This window comes from Paenibacillus sp. FSL M7-0420 (assembly GCF_038002345.1).
Taxonomy (GTDB): Bacteria; Bacillota; Bacilli; order Paenibacillales; family Paenibacillaceae; genus Paenibacillus_AQ.
On sequence record NZ_JBBOCJ010000001.1, the window covers coordinates 3,737,526 to 3,752,219 of the forward strand.

The window sequence follows — 14,694 nt, forward strand, 5'->3', positions numbered from 1 at the left end:
GAGCTGCTCCGTTATGCTCATGATACGGGCTTCAACGGTATAGAACTGTGGGGCGTGCATGCCAAGGCTTTGCTTCGCCAACGGGGACAGGAGCTGGGAGGTATGCTGGACGAAATGTTCAGCTACGGGCTCGAAATCAACATGCTGAGCGATTATATCCCTCTCATGGGGAATATCCCAATGGACGTTCTGCTTAAGGAATGGCAGGAAACCGTACAGGCGGCCAAAGCATTCCACACAGATAAGCTGAGGATTTTCGCCGGAAACCTGAGCAGTCAATCTCTTGATGAGAAGGACTGGGAGCTTTGCACCGAACGTCTAAATCTCCTGTGCGCCGCAGCAGAGAGGGAAGGAGTCTATACAGTGGTTGAGACTCATCCGGGAACCGCTGCCGACGGCTTAGATTCCACACTTCAACTGCTCCGGCAAACCGATAACCCTGCCTTGAAGCTGAATTTGGACTTTCTGCACATGTGGGAATCGGGCGCTGATCCCCTTGCCGCCTACGAACGCTTGAAGCCATGGATTGTCAATATCCATCTGAAGAATGTGGAATCCCGGCAATGGCTCGAAGTATTCTCTCCTGACAATATATATTCTCCGAGCGGCAGCCGCAGAGGTATCGTACGCTTGGCCGATGGAGAAATGGACTGCCAAACCATAGTGAAGCGCCTTATCTTGGACCCTACCCGAGCCCCGGTATCTCTGGAATGGTTCGGAGCCATGCCCTTTGAAATCTTAAAGTCGGAGCTAGGCTGGCTTAAAGGGCTGGAGTCTGATCTCAAGCTGGAGAATGTGGAGGTGACGGGATAATGAATAACGCACCTTATATGGAGCATCTGACCGGAACGCGTGCACCGAAGCTCTGGTACTCCAATATTAATTGGGAACAAGGAAAAGCCGCTCAAGAGCTTCGCTTACCCCATATTAACAATGCGTCCGGAGATCGGCTCGTATCGCAAATGGATCTCTACCAGATTTATTTGGCTGACCGGGAGGATCTTGTTCTCCTGAAAGAGACTCCGGACCCTGAATTCCTAGCTTATTTGGAAGAAGAAAAGATAGCACTACCATCAATCGCGATTGGCGCACGGTCTGAATATACGGGTAAGTTTCGCAACCGGATGGCTGTTCCTTACTTGATGGACGAGCAGGAGGAGCAGTTTCTCAAGGAAAACGGAGGGAGCTGGATCGGCCCGCCAGCCCGGTTGTCCGTGGAACTGAACAGCAAGATCGCAACGCGTAAATTATGCGAAGAAATCGGCTTTCCAGTCAGCGACGGCAGGATATGCGAAGGGCTTGACGCAATCCGCCGTACTTGCGCCGAGTTGGAGGGACGGCATCCTGGAGCCCGGCTGGTTGTAAAAACCGCTTACGGTTCTTCCGGTAAAGCGCTGTTCCATATCCATCGAGGCCCGGATTTGGAGATGCTGCTGGGATATTTAGAGAGGCAGATCTCGCGGGGAGGCGGGCAACCGGTTGTGACGGTGGAACGCTGGCATCAGGTCGAGCGCCATCTGACGGCACAACTCTGGCTGGGGGGAACAGATTGCGAGATCCTGGCTATGACCGAGCAGAGGATTACGGATGCAGGAGTGTACAGGGGGAGCCGTCTGCACCCGGACCTGCCTGAAGCCTTGATCGCGGCTTATACCGAACAGCTGCAACAGCTGGGTACATCTTTACATTCCCGGGGCTACGAGGGTTTCATCGGGGTAGACTCCATACTGGATGAAGACGGAACTTTAATACCGGTTATTGAGATCAACGCCCGTCTTACCATGGTCACGTATTTGCTGAAGATTCGCAAGCATTTGCTCGAACGCGGGTTTCCTAGAATGGAGACTCAATCCTATGATTTCAAGCTCCACCCTGGTGCCAAATTTGCAGAATTTTCCGACAAGGTGGCATCGATAAGGATCTCTGCCGGACAAGGCGGGGCATTCGTGTATGGTTTCCACCAGGATGGGGAATCGGCAGACCGTATCCGGCCTTGCAGGGTCTCGGCTCTGAGCTGGGGTGTGGACGATGAAGCTGAGAAGCTTGCCCGTCAAGGGCTGGAGGAAGCCATCATGGAATGGAGGGGAGCTGTCATATGACTATGGCTTCACAACGACTGTCTAATCAGCAGGAGGAGGGCCAACCCTTTTGGCTGGAAGCAGTCGAGCCATTTGGATCACCCGTTTATGTATATGACGAGGGAAAGCTGGCCTCCGATTATTTTTCGCTGCGGGACGCTTTACCCAAGGATGTGACGCTATATTATTCCATGAAAGTCAACCCCAATCCGGAGGTATGCCGTCTCATCAACGGCTGGGGTTCGCCGATCGAAATCGCATCGGTTGGGGAATATGAGCTTGCCCGCTCTAACGGGGTAAATCCGAACAGCATCGTGTTTACCGGACCGGGCAAAAGCGCGGACGAGATTCATCATGTGCTTCGCCATGGGATCTACGCGATTAATGCGGAGTCCATCCCGGAGCTATTCGTCATTCACGATGAAGCTGTTGCGCTTGGTATGGCCGCTCCCGTTATGTTAAGGGTCAATTTGTCTACTGGAGCCAAAGGCTCGCGGATGTCATCGGTCGGACTTGCCTCCCAGTTTGGCATCGACGACAGTGAAATTAATGTGGCGGTGCAAACCGCCATTACCCTTGAAGGGCTAGAGCTTATCGGATTGCATACGTACCAGGGCACGCAAAATTTTCACCTCGACTTTTATATGGAGAGTGTTCCGATGATGTTCGGTCTCACCCGGCAGGTGCGCAACCAATTCGGCCTGCAGCTTCGCTGCTTAGGGCTCGGCGGCGGTTTCGGCGTTCCCATGTTTGAAGGCGATGAGCCGTTTCCTGTCGAAGCTTTCGGGGCGTATCTTGCTGAAGAGTTAGAGCGCAACCGGGATCTGGGATTGGAAATGGTATTCGTAGAATCAGGGCGGCGAATTGCCGCAACGATGGGGATGTATGCGGTCAGAGTGCTGTACACCAAGCTCTCCAAAGGCAAAGCCTTCGCCATTGTCGATGGGGGAACCCACCATCGGGCTTTTTCCAGCCTGATGGGACGAAGCTTCAAGCAGCCTCTGCCGCTTCAGCTTTGGAAGGCGGGGGAGCGCAAGCTATACGAATCCGGTGAAGGAGAGGGGCGAGTCTCCTACAATGTTTGCGGTAAATTGTGCACTCCCGCAGATGTGATGCAAGGCAGCGTCATGCTCCCGCCTCTAGAGCCGGGGGATTGGATCGCGTTTCCCCATATGGGGGCCTATGGCTTAACCTGTGGCAATGTTCATTTTCTGTCTCATGCTCTTCCGAAGGAAGTTATGCTTCGCCCTGACGGTACGTTAAATGATGTGAGCTGGCTATCCACCTAATAAGTGAGTTCATCATAGGGAGTTGACCATATGACGCCTACCCATCGGATTTTGCCTTATAATGACATATGGCTTGATTGTGTCAATAATAATTTGATGTCGATCCTCATTAGTCATCATTCATCGTTCGAGAAGTTGCCGCTGACTTTTAAAACGCAGTACTGGAAAAAACTCATCCACCAGACATTCCCCGAAGACAATTTTGAAAGCTTGCTGCATCAAGGATTAATGCTGCCGAAGGTTCAATATGACACGGAACAGCTCTATCATTATCTTCGCTTTGAGGATCAGCTTCTTGAGCAATCGGATATACCTTTGCTGGATGAGATGATTCAAGGCGCTTTAGACAAGAAGAAATATGTCTTTTTCGATGTGGACCGCTTTTTTTATTCCAGTGGAAGAGAAGCCGGGAAAATACATTTTATCCATCCGACCTTTATTCATGGGAAATGTGCGGGTGGGGATGCATACACAGTCATTGAAGATTGCTTATCTCCAGGGCGAATGCACGATTATCAAACTCCGCTTGAAGTCATTATGGAATCTACCCGATATCTACTGACAAGCGGCAGAAAAGTCAGATTCATCATGGTTTCTGTGCATGAAGGATCGATAAGGAATTTTAACCATGAATTTTCAGTCCAGGACTCGTTTATCTCAGAACTCAGAAACAATCTATTGGATGATAAAGTCGTTTTTCTGGAGCAATATGGTCTTCATTATCAGTTGGGACTACAAGCGTTGACCGATTATGTAGAGGAATTCGAAGAACTTGTAGGTCATTTGAACGAAACCAGCATATTTGCCTTGAGAAGCAGTTCTTTTGCACAGAATCATAAGAAGAATAACAGGCTTTTTAAGCTACTGGAAGATCAATCGTCCCATACAAATCTCTATAAGAAGTTAGCAGAGCAAAGCATGGAACTAAGTCATTTATGGGAAATTTATCGAACGACAGTTATTAAAATGATCGTATCTAATCATGTTCATGATCAAGCTATCGTAAAACTCGAAGAGATTGTGAAGAAAGAATATAACATGGTCCAGACGATGAAAATGGCAACTGAGGTTAGTAATCAATGCAATTGAGATGATCTAAATGATAACTAATGAAAAAACGCCTTTTAGGGCGTTTTTTTTATTGGAGAAGGTGTTTAATTTCTATACATACATATGTACAAAATACGGGTTTTGTGAAGAAGTAGTGAAATCAATATTCATTAAAGAATGTTCTTCAATCCAAATTCAGAAATTCTTAAGAATTTCCCTCTAAAGTTCTTCAGAGTTTATCTCTATTATGGATACATTGATTTTCATTATTTCATTATAATGATGATTCATTTAGGAGTTGAGCGTTTGAAGCTTATGAAACCATCCACCAAATCAGCTTATTTATCTTTGCTCTGGCTTGCTGCGATTCCAAGCTTGAATATTTTCTATGGTATTCTGAACCGGCCTGGTGATCATGTGTCTAGTCTTGCTGTAGCCCTGGATTCCATGATTCCTTTTGTACCAGCGTTTATCATTCCATATATTCTGTGGTATCCATTCATTACAGGTGCTTTACAGGTGCTTTGATTACACTTGCTTTTATTGACAGAAAAACTTATTTTCAGACACTGATTACACTTTGCTGCGGATTGGTGATTTCTTACATTTTCTTTTCATTGTTTCAGACTGGAATTGACCGACCGGATCTTCAGGGTCTCACCAACAAGTTGGTGAGGTATAATGAGTTATAATAAATACTTGAACAAACCTAACTACACATTGGAGGATCAATGAAGATGAGAAAACTCGTTCTATTTCTGCATTCATCGCTTGACGGTTTTGTTGAAGGGCCGAACGGCCCCATGGATATTAGCTGGGTTGCCTATGATGCTGATCTGGAGAGACACGCAAGAGAAATTCTGAGTACAGCGGACACGGTTCTTTGGGGACGTGGAACTTATCAGATGATGCACAGTTATTGGCCTTCCGTGCCAGCAGATCCCTCCGCTTCCCAACATGAACGGGATCATGCGGAATGGATTGAGAAGACAGCCAAAGTTGTCTTTTCCACAACCCTGGAGAACGTCGAATGGAATAATTCCAGACTGGTCAAATCAGACGTCGAGGAAGAGATCAAGCGCCTCAAACAGCAGCCAGGCCAGGATATCGTTATCCTCGGCAGTCCCCGGTTCGCCCATACTCTTATGCAGCTTGGTCTAATCGATGAGTACAAAATTACGGTCTCTCCCGTCCTGATTGGCAGCGGGCTGCCGTTATTCCAAGGGTTTCAGGAGAAGACTAATCTAAAGCTTATCGAGAACAAAACATTTGATTCTGGAGCGATAGGCCTCGTATACCAGACCGTTAGATGATCTAGTCACTTATATGGCTGCTTTTAAGCGCATGGGCCTGGGGGCCTTCGGAGCCGGCTTGTTCGGGTCGGTCCTGTTATCCGGGTTAGGCTTCCTGCTGGTGAAGGTCTTGGTATGACTTTCAATTCATATCTATTTGGTTTAACCCAGACAAAACAAAAAAATCAACCCGCATCCACGGGCTGATCATCATCTCAACATTTCAATATACTGTTATATATTCATTAATGATTTACCTTCATTTATCAGTTATCAACATCTGCATAAGCGCCAGCAACTGATCCATATTGATCGGCTTGCTTAGATACTCCGTAGCTCCAGCCATAATTACACGTTCCCGGTCTTCTTGCATGGCTTTGGCAGTCAAAGCAATAATCGGTACATCCTGATGGCCGTGCAGCTCCTTGATCTGCTTAATGGTCTCATAGCCGTTCATGACGGGCATCATGATATCCATAAGGATGAGATCAAACGATGCGGAGTTCTGCAATGCCTTCAGCGCATCTTCTCCATTGTGTGCTGCCGTGATGTCCAGTCCTTTTTGAGACAGGATTGTGGTTAACGCATATAAGTTACGTTCATCATCGTCAACCAGCAGCACTCTTTTGGAAAATAAAGGATTATGATTGTCTTGAGTCTCTATATCATCAATAGATTTATCCAAATCGACAGAAGTATATACTTCTGCGGTAACCTGCTCATCCTTCTTCTGCTCTTGATGCACCGGGAGATACACACTGAATGTACTGCCCGCCCCTTCTGCACTCACTAGCTTAAGCTGGCCGCCAAGCAGCTCTGTAAGCTCTTTGGAGATCGATAATCCTAAGCCGGTTCCTCCGTATTTACGCTCCGTATCACCTTCCGCCTGCTGAAAGGCGTTAAAAATAAGACCCTGTTTGTTCTTGGCAATGCCGATGCCGGTATCAGTCACACTGAAAACAATGCAAGGCCCTGCAGCAATCCCTTGCAGCTCCAGAAGCTCTTCAGCCGATACCATGCGTATTTCCAGAGTTACCGTGCCTTGAGCTGTGAATTTGAACGCATTGGATAACAGATTTATGATGATCTGTCTTAAGCGGTGAGGGTCCGTGTATAGGATATCCGGCAGTTCGTCGCTTAATTTCACCTGCAACGGAATGCTTTTCTTCTGGGACAGTTGGCCAAAATGAAGGGATGCTGACTCCGGAATTTCGGATATATTCACTTCTTCCATGGTAATGTCCATCTTCCCGGCCTCGACCTTGGACAAATCCAGAATGTCATTGATCAGTGCCAGCAGATCCTGACCCGACGAATGAATCGCTTGGGTAAATTCAAGCTCCTCTGCATTCAGTGAGCCCGATGGATTCTCCATCAGGAATTCGGAGAGCAGCATAATCCCGTTCAGAGGCGTCCGCAATTCATGCGACATATTGGCCAGAAACTCCGATTTGTATTGTGTGCTCCGCTTCAGCATTTCGGCATATTGGGTCAGCTCCTCACGCGCATCTTGGGCTTCCCGGCTCTTTTGCTCGGCGATCGCATTCTGATCTTCCAGCTTCTTGTTGGTGATCAGCAGGGATTCGGCCTGAATATGCAATTCTTCGGATTGCGTCTGCAGCTCTTCTGAATACACTTGCAGTTCCTCATTCTGACGTTGGGACTCTTCCAGTAACCGGTCAATTCTCATGCTGCTGACGGTACTGACAATGGCGGCTCCGAATTGTGCGGCGACCGACTCCAAAAACGTGATATTCGCTAAGGTCAGCGGCGCAAAAGAGGCAATCTCTACGACCGCCACCACTTCTCCCAGAAAACTCACCGGCAGCAGCAGCAGATGCTGCGGTGAAGAGGCCCCCAAGCCGGATCGGATATGAATATAATTCTCCGGGAGCGGAGCAATATTCAGGGTGTGCCCTTCTTTGGCACATTGTCCGATGAGACCTTCCCCATAGAGAATCCTCTCCTGCTCCGTATCCACGTTGCTCCCTGCAAACACCGCAGACCGGGTCAGGTAATCCTCCCCGCATTCCTGAGAACGGATATACAGCGTGCCATAGGGATAACCGATCATTTCTGCCGTCTTGCTGAGGAAGATATCCCCCAGCTTCGCAATTGTGGTAACACCCTGATACCCTTCCATCAAGCCATTGGCCCGCTCTTGGAACCATTCACGCTCCTGCTGGCTGTTCAGCAGCTGGTTCGTCGCATGACCGAGATCGCTGACTTCATCATTAGTGGTCATCGTCAGACGGGTATTCAGATCCCCGGTGCGGACAAGAGCCGTTAAGGTCCCGGTAATTTTCCGCACAGTCGCCGAGATAGAATGAGCTATGATCCAGGAGGCAGATATTCCTGCTGCGGCGATCAGGAACCAGACGATATACAAGATTTGCAGCAGAAATTGGTTGCGATCCGCTTGCTTATCTATCAGCAGGTTAGTATTCTCATTCATCGTCACCCGATACCCGCTGATTTGGCTGCGAATCCGGTCCATCTGGTCTATGCCTGCATCCGTATTGAAGATTTTTAGGATCTGCGCATCCTGCCCCTCTTTTTTGAGCTGAATGACCGGGTCTCCGGTGGCCGCAATCCATCGATCTACATTCTCCTTAATACTGTGCAGGCGGTTAAGCTGAAGGGCCCCGGCATTCGTTAGCGCAGCCAGTTGGTCGTAATTGCTGTCCAGGGAAGCCTGTCCCTGCCGGTAAGGCGCCAGATATTTGTCTTGCCCGGTGATAACATACCCCCGCTGTCCCGTCTCCATGTCCAGTATATTTTTTTCAAGCTGATTCGTTAAATTGGTCATTTCCCGGTCTTGTTGGGTAATGGAGTTAGTCGCTTGCTGTAAGGAATGAATGCGTCCGTGCACTACAATTACAAACGCCAGTAAGGCGGAAACAATGAGTACAGTGATAGATAATATCTTAAGTTGAACGGTAAAACGAATTCTCCGCACAAATAACCTCCGCTCTGTCTGCTCTATGGATGGATAGAATCCTATTCTACACGTTTATCAGAAGTTAATATAGCTTTATTGTCATAGATGCGAAGGTTTAATGTCTCTATCTGCAGCTGGTGTGATTGTCCTGCCCTGCAGCATAGATCCATAACAAACAGCTAGAGCCTCTAGAAGTTCTAGAGGCTCGTAGTAGTATTACTATATTTAGTTGCCAGTCATCTTCTGATACATACTCTCCGAAACAGTTCTTCTGGCGGTTACGTATCTATCCTTGTAGTAGCTCGAAGACAGCTTGGTGATGGTTACTCCATTATTGCTTGAGGAATGTGCAAATTTGTTGTCGCCCACATAGATGCCTGCATGCGAGATGCCGTTGCCTCCGGTGTCGAAAAAGACAAGATCTCCCGGACGTAGATCGGACTTGGCTACATATTCGCCTGCACTTGCCTGCGACTTGGATGTTCTCGGAAGATCTAAGTTGAACTTGCCAAATATGTATATTATAAATCCGGAACAGTCAAACCCTTCAGATGCCTTGGTGCCCCCCCATTTATATGGAGTTCCCATAACCTCATTAACCTCTTGGTCAAGCCTGGAGCTGTCATCCGCAGATGCTCTTTCAGATCCAAACGATAGCAATAGTACAATCCCCAGTAGCCACACGATCCCTTTCTTCAAAAAGAACTCAGTCTCCTTTCTTGCCGGCTAATGCTGCCTGACATATATTAATTTTTTGTAACTATTATGAATGATAGTGTAATAATCTCCGTTCGTCAACCCCTTCGGCGCTTTTTGAAAGAGTTTACATTCCCAGGCCCAGGTTAATCTCCCGGATTCTCGCAAGCGGCACCTTCGGCTCACGTTCCGCAGTCATTAAGCCGTTGACCTCATCCTGAACGTCCGTAACCTGCGTATAACAGTAGCCGGAGATGAACGGAATGGCCTGAATTGCCCGGGTCAAGCTGCCGAACCGCTCCAGAAAAGCTTCCTCGCTATCCACCTGCTGGCCATACCCCCAGCCGTGCTCGCTCTTGAAGGCAATCCCCCCATACTCGCTGATGATAATCGGCTGCCCCTTATAGCTATACCCTTCTGCAAAAGCAAACTTCCATTCGTTATACGTGCCGCTGCCGCCGGTAATAGAATCTTTATCCTTATAGGTTTCATATAACGCTTCGCCCCGCTCCACATAATCATGCAGGGTCAGAATGTCGGACACCGTGTGCTCCCACCCGTCATTCGTGATCACCGGACGATAAGGATCGATAGATTTGGTCAAATAATAGATACCCTCAGTGAATGTCTGCTGCCGGACGTCATGAAGAATATTCTGCACGCCCCACGATTCGTTAAAAGGCACCCAGGTGATGATGCACGGATGATTATACTGCTGCTGCACAACCTCCAGCCATTCTTTAGTGAAACGCTCCAGCGCCTCGTCGTTATATTCATAAGCGGCCGCCATCTCTGACCAGACCAACAGCCCTTTGACGTCACACCAGTACAAGAAACGGGCGTCCTCCACCTTCATATGCTTGCGCAGACCGCTCCAGCCCATCTCCATAATCGCCTCAATATCTTGAATCAGCGCTTCTTCTGACGGCGGAGTCAAATGAGTATCGGTCCAGTAGCCCTGGTCCAGGATCAGTCTTTGATACAGCGGGATATTGTTCAGCAGGATCTGGCCCCCCTTGATTGAAATGCTGCGCATACCGAAATAAGAGCCTACCCGGTCAATCTCCTGTTTACCCGCATACAGCACGAACTCGATGTCAAAAAGGTTCGGATTCCCCGGTGACCACAGGTTCTGCAGCCAAGGCCCGTTGATGCCGCCCATCATGCTGACCTCTACAGTCATCGAAGCTCTGTCTACCGGTAGACTAAGCTTATTTACTCGCTCCCCTTGAAACGTAATTTCCGTCTCCAGCCGGAGATCCTTTTCTTCCGGGAGGCCGTGTACGCGATAATCCAGCCGGAGCATTTGGCGGTTAATGTCGGGCGTCATTTTCACAGAATCCAGCCGGGTAGCGTGGACATGCTCCAGCCAGACGCTTTTCCAGATGCCGGTGGTCTGCACATAGAATGAGTCGTGGTTCCGGCCCGCCCAGCGCTGCTTGCCCCGGGGCTGGAGACAGCTGTCGCTGTCGGTCACCATCAGTACGATCTCGTTCACGCCATCCTGCTTAAGCAGATCGGTAATATCGAAGGAGAACCGCGCATACGCCCCCTCATGCTCTCCAGCGAAGCCGCCGTTCACCCAGCAGACCGCCTTATAATCCACGCCTTCAAAATGCAGCACCGTCCGCTTCCCATCTTCCGCCCGGAACAGGTCCAAATGCTTGCGGTACCAGATCCGCGGGTGAAAGGTCTCTTCACCAATGCCGCTGGCCGCTGTCTCGTAGGTGAATGGAACGTTGATCGTGTGCGTGGCTGGAAAATGGTCCATCCAGCGCTCCGCAACGCCTGCATGGTCATCATCGAAGCTAAAGTCCCATTCTCCGTTCAGATCCAGCCACTGGCTGCGGACCATTTGGGGTCTCGGGTAGTTAGGGGTATAGAATTTGGTAGCTGGCTTTGTAGTTGCTGTAGTAGACATCTCGAACCATCCTCTTTCTCATCACTGAAGTATTCTCTATTCACTATCACAGAGTACTCCCTTGTCCCGGGAAAGAAAATGAATTATCCTATCTATTGACTGATCTATTATCTAAAAGGTGGAATTGTGTATGATCACCCTGAAGCGGTGCGGTGCGAATGTGATTCATCCGGAGGGCATGACAATCGACCGCCCGGAGGGCTCCGGCGATTATGTCTTCGTATTCTTTCGGAGCAAGATGGAGCTGAGGCTTCAATCGCGGAGCGTGTATGCTGAACCGAATACTTACATCATCTATAACAGAGACAGCCACTATTACTACAAGGATGCGGAGCTGCCGCTGGTGCATGACTGGTTCCATTTTGAGCTGGAGGGGGCAGATGCTTGGTTTAACCGCTTGAAGCTGCCGCTGGATACCTTAATGAAGGCCCATGACCCGCTCTATATCACCAGAAAAGTAAATGAGCTGCACTGGGAGAATCTGCAGAACGGCACCTTCCGCCAGGAGATTATCGACTCCATTATGCGCTGCCTGTTCATGAAGCTTAGCGATATGCGGCATCACGTAGAGGCCAGCCATAGGGTCAGCCGATACTATGATTCGTTCCTGAATCTGAGAAATGAAGTACTCAGCTCCCCCTCCATCTGGTATTCTGTCGAAGCACTGGCAGAGCGGATGAACATGAGCCCTTCCTATTTCCAGCAGATCTACAAGCAGGTCTTCAGCATCCCGGTCGTCAGCGACATCATTCAGAACAGGCTGGGGCATGCGTCTTATTTACTGAAGAGCACCACGTATAGCGTCAGCCAGATTTCTGCGATTTGCGGCTATGAGAACGATGTCCATTTCATGCGGCAGTTCAAGAAGTTTACCGGCCAGACGCCGAGTGAATATCGAGGGAAGGGCTGATGGCGAAGGAAGGCAGACCGGGGTTATTGGCTTGGATGAGCGGGATTAACGATTCCGTAATAAACCAAATCCTCATACGAATTAATCTTATGTATTTGATCTTTCAATGTGCCTTCATAGGTCATTCCGCACTTCTGCATAATTCTTCCTGAGGCCGGGTTGGAGGCGAAATGCCGGGCATAGACCTTGTGATACTTCTTTTCGGTAAAAGCAAATTCAATAACCGCCCGCTCGGCCCGGTGATATATCATTTAGACCCTCTCCCTATCAATTCATGACTCTCCTAAACATTTCATTTGGAGATGTTATATAAGACGCACTAAAGAAATTAACAAAAAAGGCAAAAGAAGTGGAGGGGAAATTTGGAACTGTAGGAGCGTAGCGTCCGCCTTTGTATTTGGATTTCTACCGCGAGAAGCGGTTCTCATCAGGAAATCCAAATACAACAGCGGCCGGAGGGCCAAATGTTCACCGCAACGACGACCATGCTTCAAGTGCTAATCTTAAGTGCTTTTTTATAATCAAAAAATCCACATGATCACAACAACAATCAAAGCAATAACACCTACTGCAATTAACAGATCAGAGATCTGCCGCCAAAATCCCAAAGGCCCTTCACGATGAAGCTTCTGTTCATTGACGTCATGGTTGGCCTTGTGCCCGCCGGGATCAGTCGAATTCGCATGAGGTCCCGGATTGAAGAAATCAGTCATTACAATCGCCTCCCTTTCCCACAATTATACACCATTTAATCTCATTTATGGTAAACGAAAAGAATTTGATATAGCTTACATTTGAATTTTAGTTGGAAATATCCTATTTTAAAAAGATAGAGTTTCAGCAGTTAACGGAAGAGGTGAGCGCAGCGTGGCGGAAATACATGAATTGATTTCAGCGGGAACCCGGGCTTTGATCGTGGATAACTTCCTCCAGCTCATGGAGCAGGAAGGATTTCACAAGGTGAGCGTACGCCAGCTGGCGCTTAGAACACATATTAACAGGGGAACGTTCTATCTGCATTTTACGGATAAATACGATCTGCTGGAGCAGCTGCAACGGGAAATACTGACAGGTCTGGAGCAGGTGATGGTTGTCAAAATCGTACGCGAAGAGATGTCCGGGCATTATCTGAAGGGCTTGCCCTATCCGCCCTTGGTGCATATCCTTGAGTATCTGCACCAGCACGGCGAGCGAATCCGCTTATTTCTCGGGGCCAAAGGGGATGCGGCATTTCCGGGGCAATTCAAGGAGGTTATCAAACGCAGCTTCTACCGGAAGCTGGAGATGAATGGCGTATTTGCCGGCCACCCGGCGGTTCCTCCGGAGTATCTCGCTGCGCATTCCGCATCCATTTTTCTCGGAATTACGGAAGAATGGCTGCACAGCGGGATGCCTTATACTCCGGAGGAGCTGGCGGTGATCTATAATGAAGTGTTATTCATTCAGTCCACTCTGATCGCTAAGTCTTAAATCGTAATCAGTACCTTACCACGGAGCTTACCGGCCTCGCTCATGGCATGTGCGGCAGCCAGCTCGGCCAGCGGCAGACGGCCGGTAATCCAGAGCTTCAGCTTGCCCGCATCCACCAGCTCTGCAACCCGCGTCAGCAGCGTGCGATCCTCTTGTGCAAACAGCCGGTGTGCCTTAACGCCAAGCTGCGCTGCCAGTGTTTCGTCCGCAGGATTCACCGCCGAGATCAGCGCTCCTCCCTCTTTTAGCAACGGCAGCCATGTATTAAGTGCCTCTGTACTCTCAGGGGACAGATTGAGGATCAGATCTACCTTGTCCTTCAGCTTGTCCGTAACGCTCTCCCTGGTGTAATCAATAATCTCGTCAATCCCCAGCTCTTGAAGCATCGGCATACTGGCCGCTGAGGAAGTCCCGATGACATATGCCCCATGCTGCTTGGCGAATTGCACTGCATAGCTGCCTACCCCGCCAGCGGCTCCGGCAATCAGCACACGCCCGCCCTGCGGCAGATTACCATGATCGAATAACCCCTGCCATGCGGTTAAGACACCAATCGGCAGCGCAGCTGCATCGGATAACTCCAGTGAGGCTGGAGCGAACGCAGCATGATGCGCTTTGGTGACCACATATTCTGCGGCAGCACCGTCCCGGGACATATCGAGCGCAGCATAGACCTTGTCCCCCGGCTGAAAGTCCGTAACCTCTGCGCCTGCTGCTTCCACCGTACCCGACACCTCAAAGTTAGGAATGTAAGGAAATTCATGCGGGAAAAAGGCTTGCAGGTAGCCCTTGCGGATTTTGACATCTGCCTGATTGAACGCGGTCCCTGCCACCTTAATCAGAATCTCGTCCGCTGCGGGAACGGGAATCGGCGCATCCTCATACTTTAATTCTTCCAGCCCTCCAAATTGATGTATCCGAATCGCCTTCATATGTGTGGCTTCGTTCATTGCGATCACTCCTATGGATGAATTGGGAATCCGCGTACCGTTGAAGCAATAGGTGTACTGTTCCTGTAACTCATTGTAGAGTTCAGCCCAAGCGGAT

Annotated in this window: 13 protein-coding genes and 1 pseudogene; 8 read left to right on the top strand and 6 right to left on the bottom strand. The window is 49.2% G+C overall.

Going from position 1 to position 14,694, the window contains the following annotated elements; translation table 11 throughout:
- Window positions 1-3: 3 nt before the first annotated feature.
- From MKX51_RS15745 to MKX51_RS15770, 6 genes are all read left to right on the top strand, one after another.
- Window positions 4-813, top strand: a complete 810-nt coding sequence (locus MKX51_RS15745) for a sugar phosphate isomerase/epimerase family protein (RefSeq protein ID WP_340995617.1) — start codon at window positions 4-6, stop codon at window positions 811-813.
- Window positions 813-2,099: an ATP-grasp domain-containing protein gene (locus MKX51_RS15750; RefSeq protein ID WP_340993080.1), complete on the top strand. Its 1,287-nt coding sequence runs from the start codon at window positions 813-815 to the stop codon at window positions 2,097-2,099. Before MKX51_RS15745 ends, MKX51_RS15750 begins: the two co-directional genes overlap by 1 nt.
- Complete coding sequence (locus MKX51_RS15755; protein WP_340993081.1) at window positions 2,096-3,367, top strand: hypothetical protein; 1,272 nt, start codon at window positions 2,096-2,098, stop codon at window positions 3,365-3,367. Before MKX51_RS15750 ends, MKX51_RS15755 begins: the two co-directional genes overlap by 4 nt.
- Window positions 3,368-3,397: 30 nt before the next feature.
- Window positions 3,398-4,456, top strand: coding sequence for a hypothetical protein (locus MKX51_RS15760; protein WP_340993083.1), 1,059 nt, complete (start codon window positions 3,398-3,400; stop codon window positions 4,454-4,456).
- A 267-nt stretch (window positions 4,457-4,723) separates the two neighbouring features.
- Entirely contained in the window at window positions 4,724-4,945 is a 222-nt protein-coding gene (locus tag MKX51_RS15765) for a hypothetical protein (protein ID WP_340993084.1), read from the top strand.
- Between the two features lie 209 nt (window positions 4,946-5,154).
- Window positions 5,155-5,730 carry a dihydrofolate reductase family protein gene (locus MKX51_RS15770; RefSeq protein WP_340940495.1) on the top strand — a complete coding sequence of 192 codons (576 nt, stop codon included), beginning with the start codon at window positions 5,155-5,157 and terminating at the stop codon, window positions 5,728-5,730.
- Window positions 5,731-5,968: 238 nt separating this feature from the next.
- Here the strand turns inward: MKX51_RS15770 and MKX51_RS15775 are convergent, their stop codons facing one another.
- The 3 genes from MKX51_RS15775 to MKX51_RS15785 all read right to left on the bottom strand — a co-directional run bounded on the left by MKX51_RS15775 (window position 5,969) and on the right by MKX51_RS15785 (window position 11,267).
- The gene (locus MKX51_RS15775) at window positions 5,969-8,668 is read right to left on the bottom strand and encodes a CHASE3 domain-containing protein (RefSeq protein WP_340993085.1); all 2,700 of its coding nucleotides are present in this window, start codon (window positions 8,666-8,668) and stop codon (window positions 5,969-5,971) included.
- 207 nt (window positions 8,669-8,875) lie between these two features.
- Window positions 8,876-9,349, bottom strand: a complete 474-nt coding sequence (locus MKX51_RS15780) for a C40 family peptidase (RefSeq protein ID WP_340993086.1) — start codon at window positions 9,347-9,349, stop codon at window positions 8,876-8,878.
- A 124-nt stretch (window positions 9,350-9,473) separates the two neighbouring features.
- Window positions 9,474-11,267 (bottom strand): glycoside hydrolase family 2 protein, encoded by a 1,794-nt coding sequence (locus MKX51_RS15785; RefSeq protein ID WP_340993087.1) that lies wholly within the window; start codon window positions 11,265-11,267, stop codon window positions 9,474-9,476.
- Between the two features lie 130 nt (window positions 11,268-11,397).
- On the opposite strand from MKX51_RS15785, the gene MKX51_RS15790 reads away from it, so the two are divergent.
- Window positions 11,398-12,177, top strand: coding sequence for a helix-turn-helix domain-containing protein (locus tag MKX51_RS15790; RefSeq protein ID WP_340993088.1), 780 nt, complete (start codon window positions 11,398-11,400; stop codon window positions 12,175-12,177).
- 23 nt (window positions 12,178-12,200) lie between these two features.
- Here the strand turns inward: MKX51_RS15790 and MKX51_RS15795 are convergent.
- Together MKX51_RS15795 and MKX51_RS15800 are read right to left on the bottom strand one after the other, a co-directional pair.
- Window positions 12,201-12,413, bottom strand: a pseudogene (locus MKX51_RS15795) (GNAT family N-acetyltransferase); the annotation flags it as partial.
- A 285-nt stretch (window positions 12,414-12,698) separates the two neighbouring features.
- On the bottom strand, window positions 12,699-12,890 hold the full coding sequence (locus MKX51_RS15800) for a hypothetical protein (RefSeq protein ID WP_340993089.1): 192 nt from the start codon (window positions 12,888-12,890) through the stop codon (window positions 12,699-12,701).
- Window positions 12,891-13,044: 154 nt separating this feature from the next.
- On the opposite strand from MKX51_RS15800, the gene MKX51_RS15805 reads away from it, so the two are divergent.
- Window positions 13,045-13,647, top strand: coding sequence for a TetR/AcrR family transcriptional regulator (locus tag MKX51_RS15805; RefSeq protein ID WP_340993091.1), 603 nt, complete (start codon window positions 13,045-13,047; stop codon window positions 13,645-13,647).
- Here the strand turns inward: MKX51_RS15805 and MKX51_RS15810 are convergent.
- Window positions 13,644-14,597, bottom strand: a complete 954-nt coding sequence (locus tag MKX51_RS15810) for an NADP-dependent oxidoreductase (protein WP_340993092.1) — start codon at window positions 14,595-14,597, stop codon at window positions 13,644-13,646. The two genes, MKX51_RS15805 and MKX51_RS15810, sit on opposite strands and share 4 nt — an antisense overlap.
- Window positions 14,598-14,694 lie beyond the last annotated feature (97 nt).

Bases quoted from the DNA above. Each gene is read 5' to 3' on its own strand.
- MKX51_RS15750 (WP_340993080.1), top strand. From the start codon at position 813: ATGAATAACGCACCTTATATGGAGCATCTGACCGGAACGCGTGCACCG.
- MKX51_RS15755 (WP_340993081.1), top strand. From the start codon at position 2,096: ATGACTATGGCTTCACAACGACTGTCTAATCAGCAGGAGGAGGGCCAA.
- MKX51_RS15760 (WP_340993083.1), top strand. From the start codon at position 3,398: ATGACGCCTACCCATCGGATTTTGCCTTATAATGACATATGGCTTGAT.
- MKX51_RS15770 (WP_340940495.1), top strand. From the start codon at position 5,155: ATGAGAAAACTCGTTCTATTTCTGCATTCATCGCTTGACGGTTTTGTT.
- MKX51_RS15785 (WP_340993087.1), bottom strand. From the start codon at position 11,267: ATGTCTACTACAGCAACTACAAAGCCAGCTACCAAATTCTATACCCCT.
- MKX51_RS15790 (WP_340993088.1), top strand. From the start codon at position 11,398: ATGATCACCCTGAAGCGGTGCGGTGCGAATGTGATTCATCCGGAGGGC.
- MKX51_RS15800 (WP_340993089.1), bottom strand. From the start codon at position 12,890: ATGACTGATTTCTTCAATCCGGGACCTCATGCGAATTCGACTGATCCC.
- MKX51_RS15810 (WP_340993092.1), bottom strand. From the start codon at position 14,597: ATGAACGAAGCCACACATATGAAGGCGATTCGGATACATCAATTTGGA.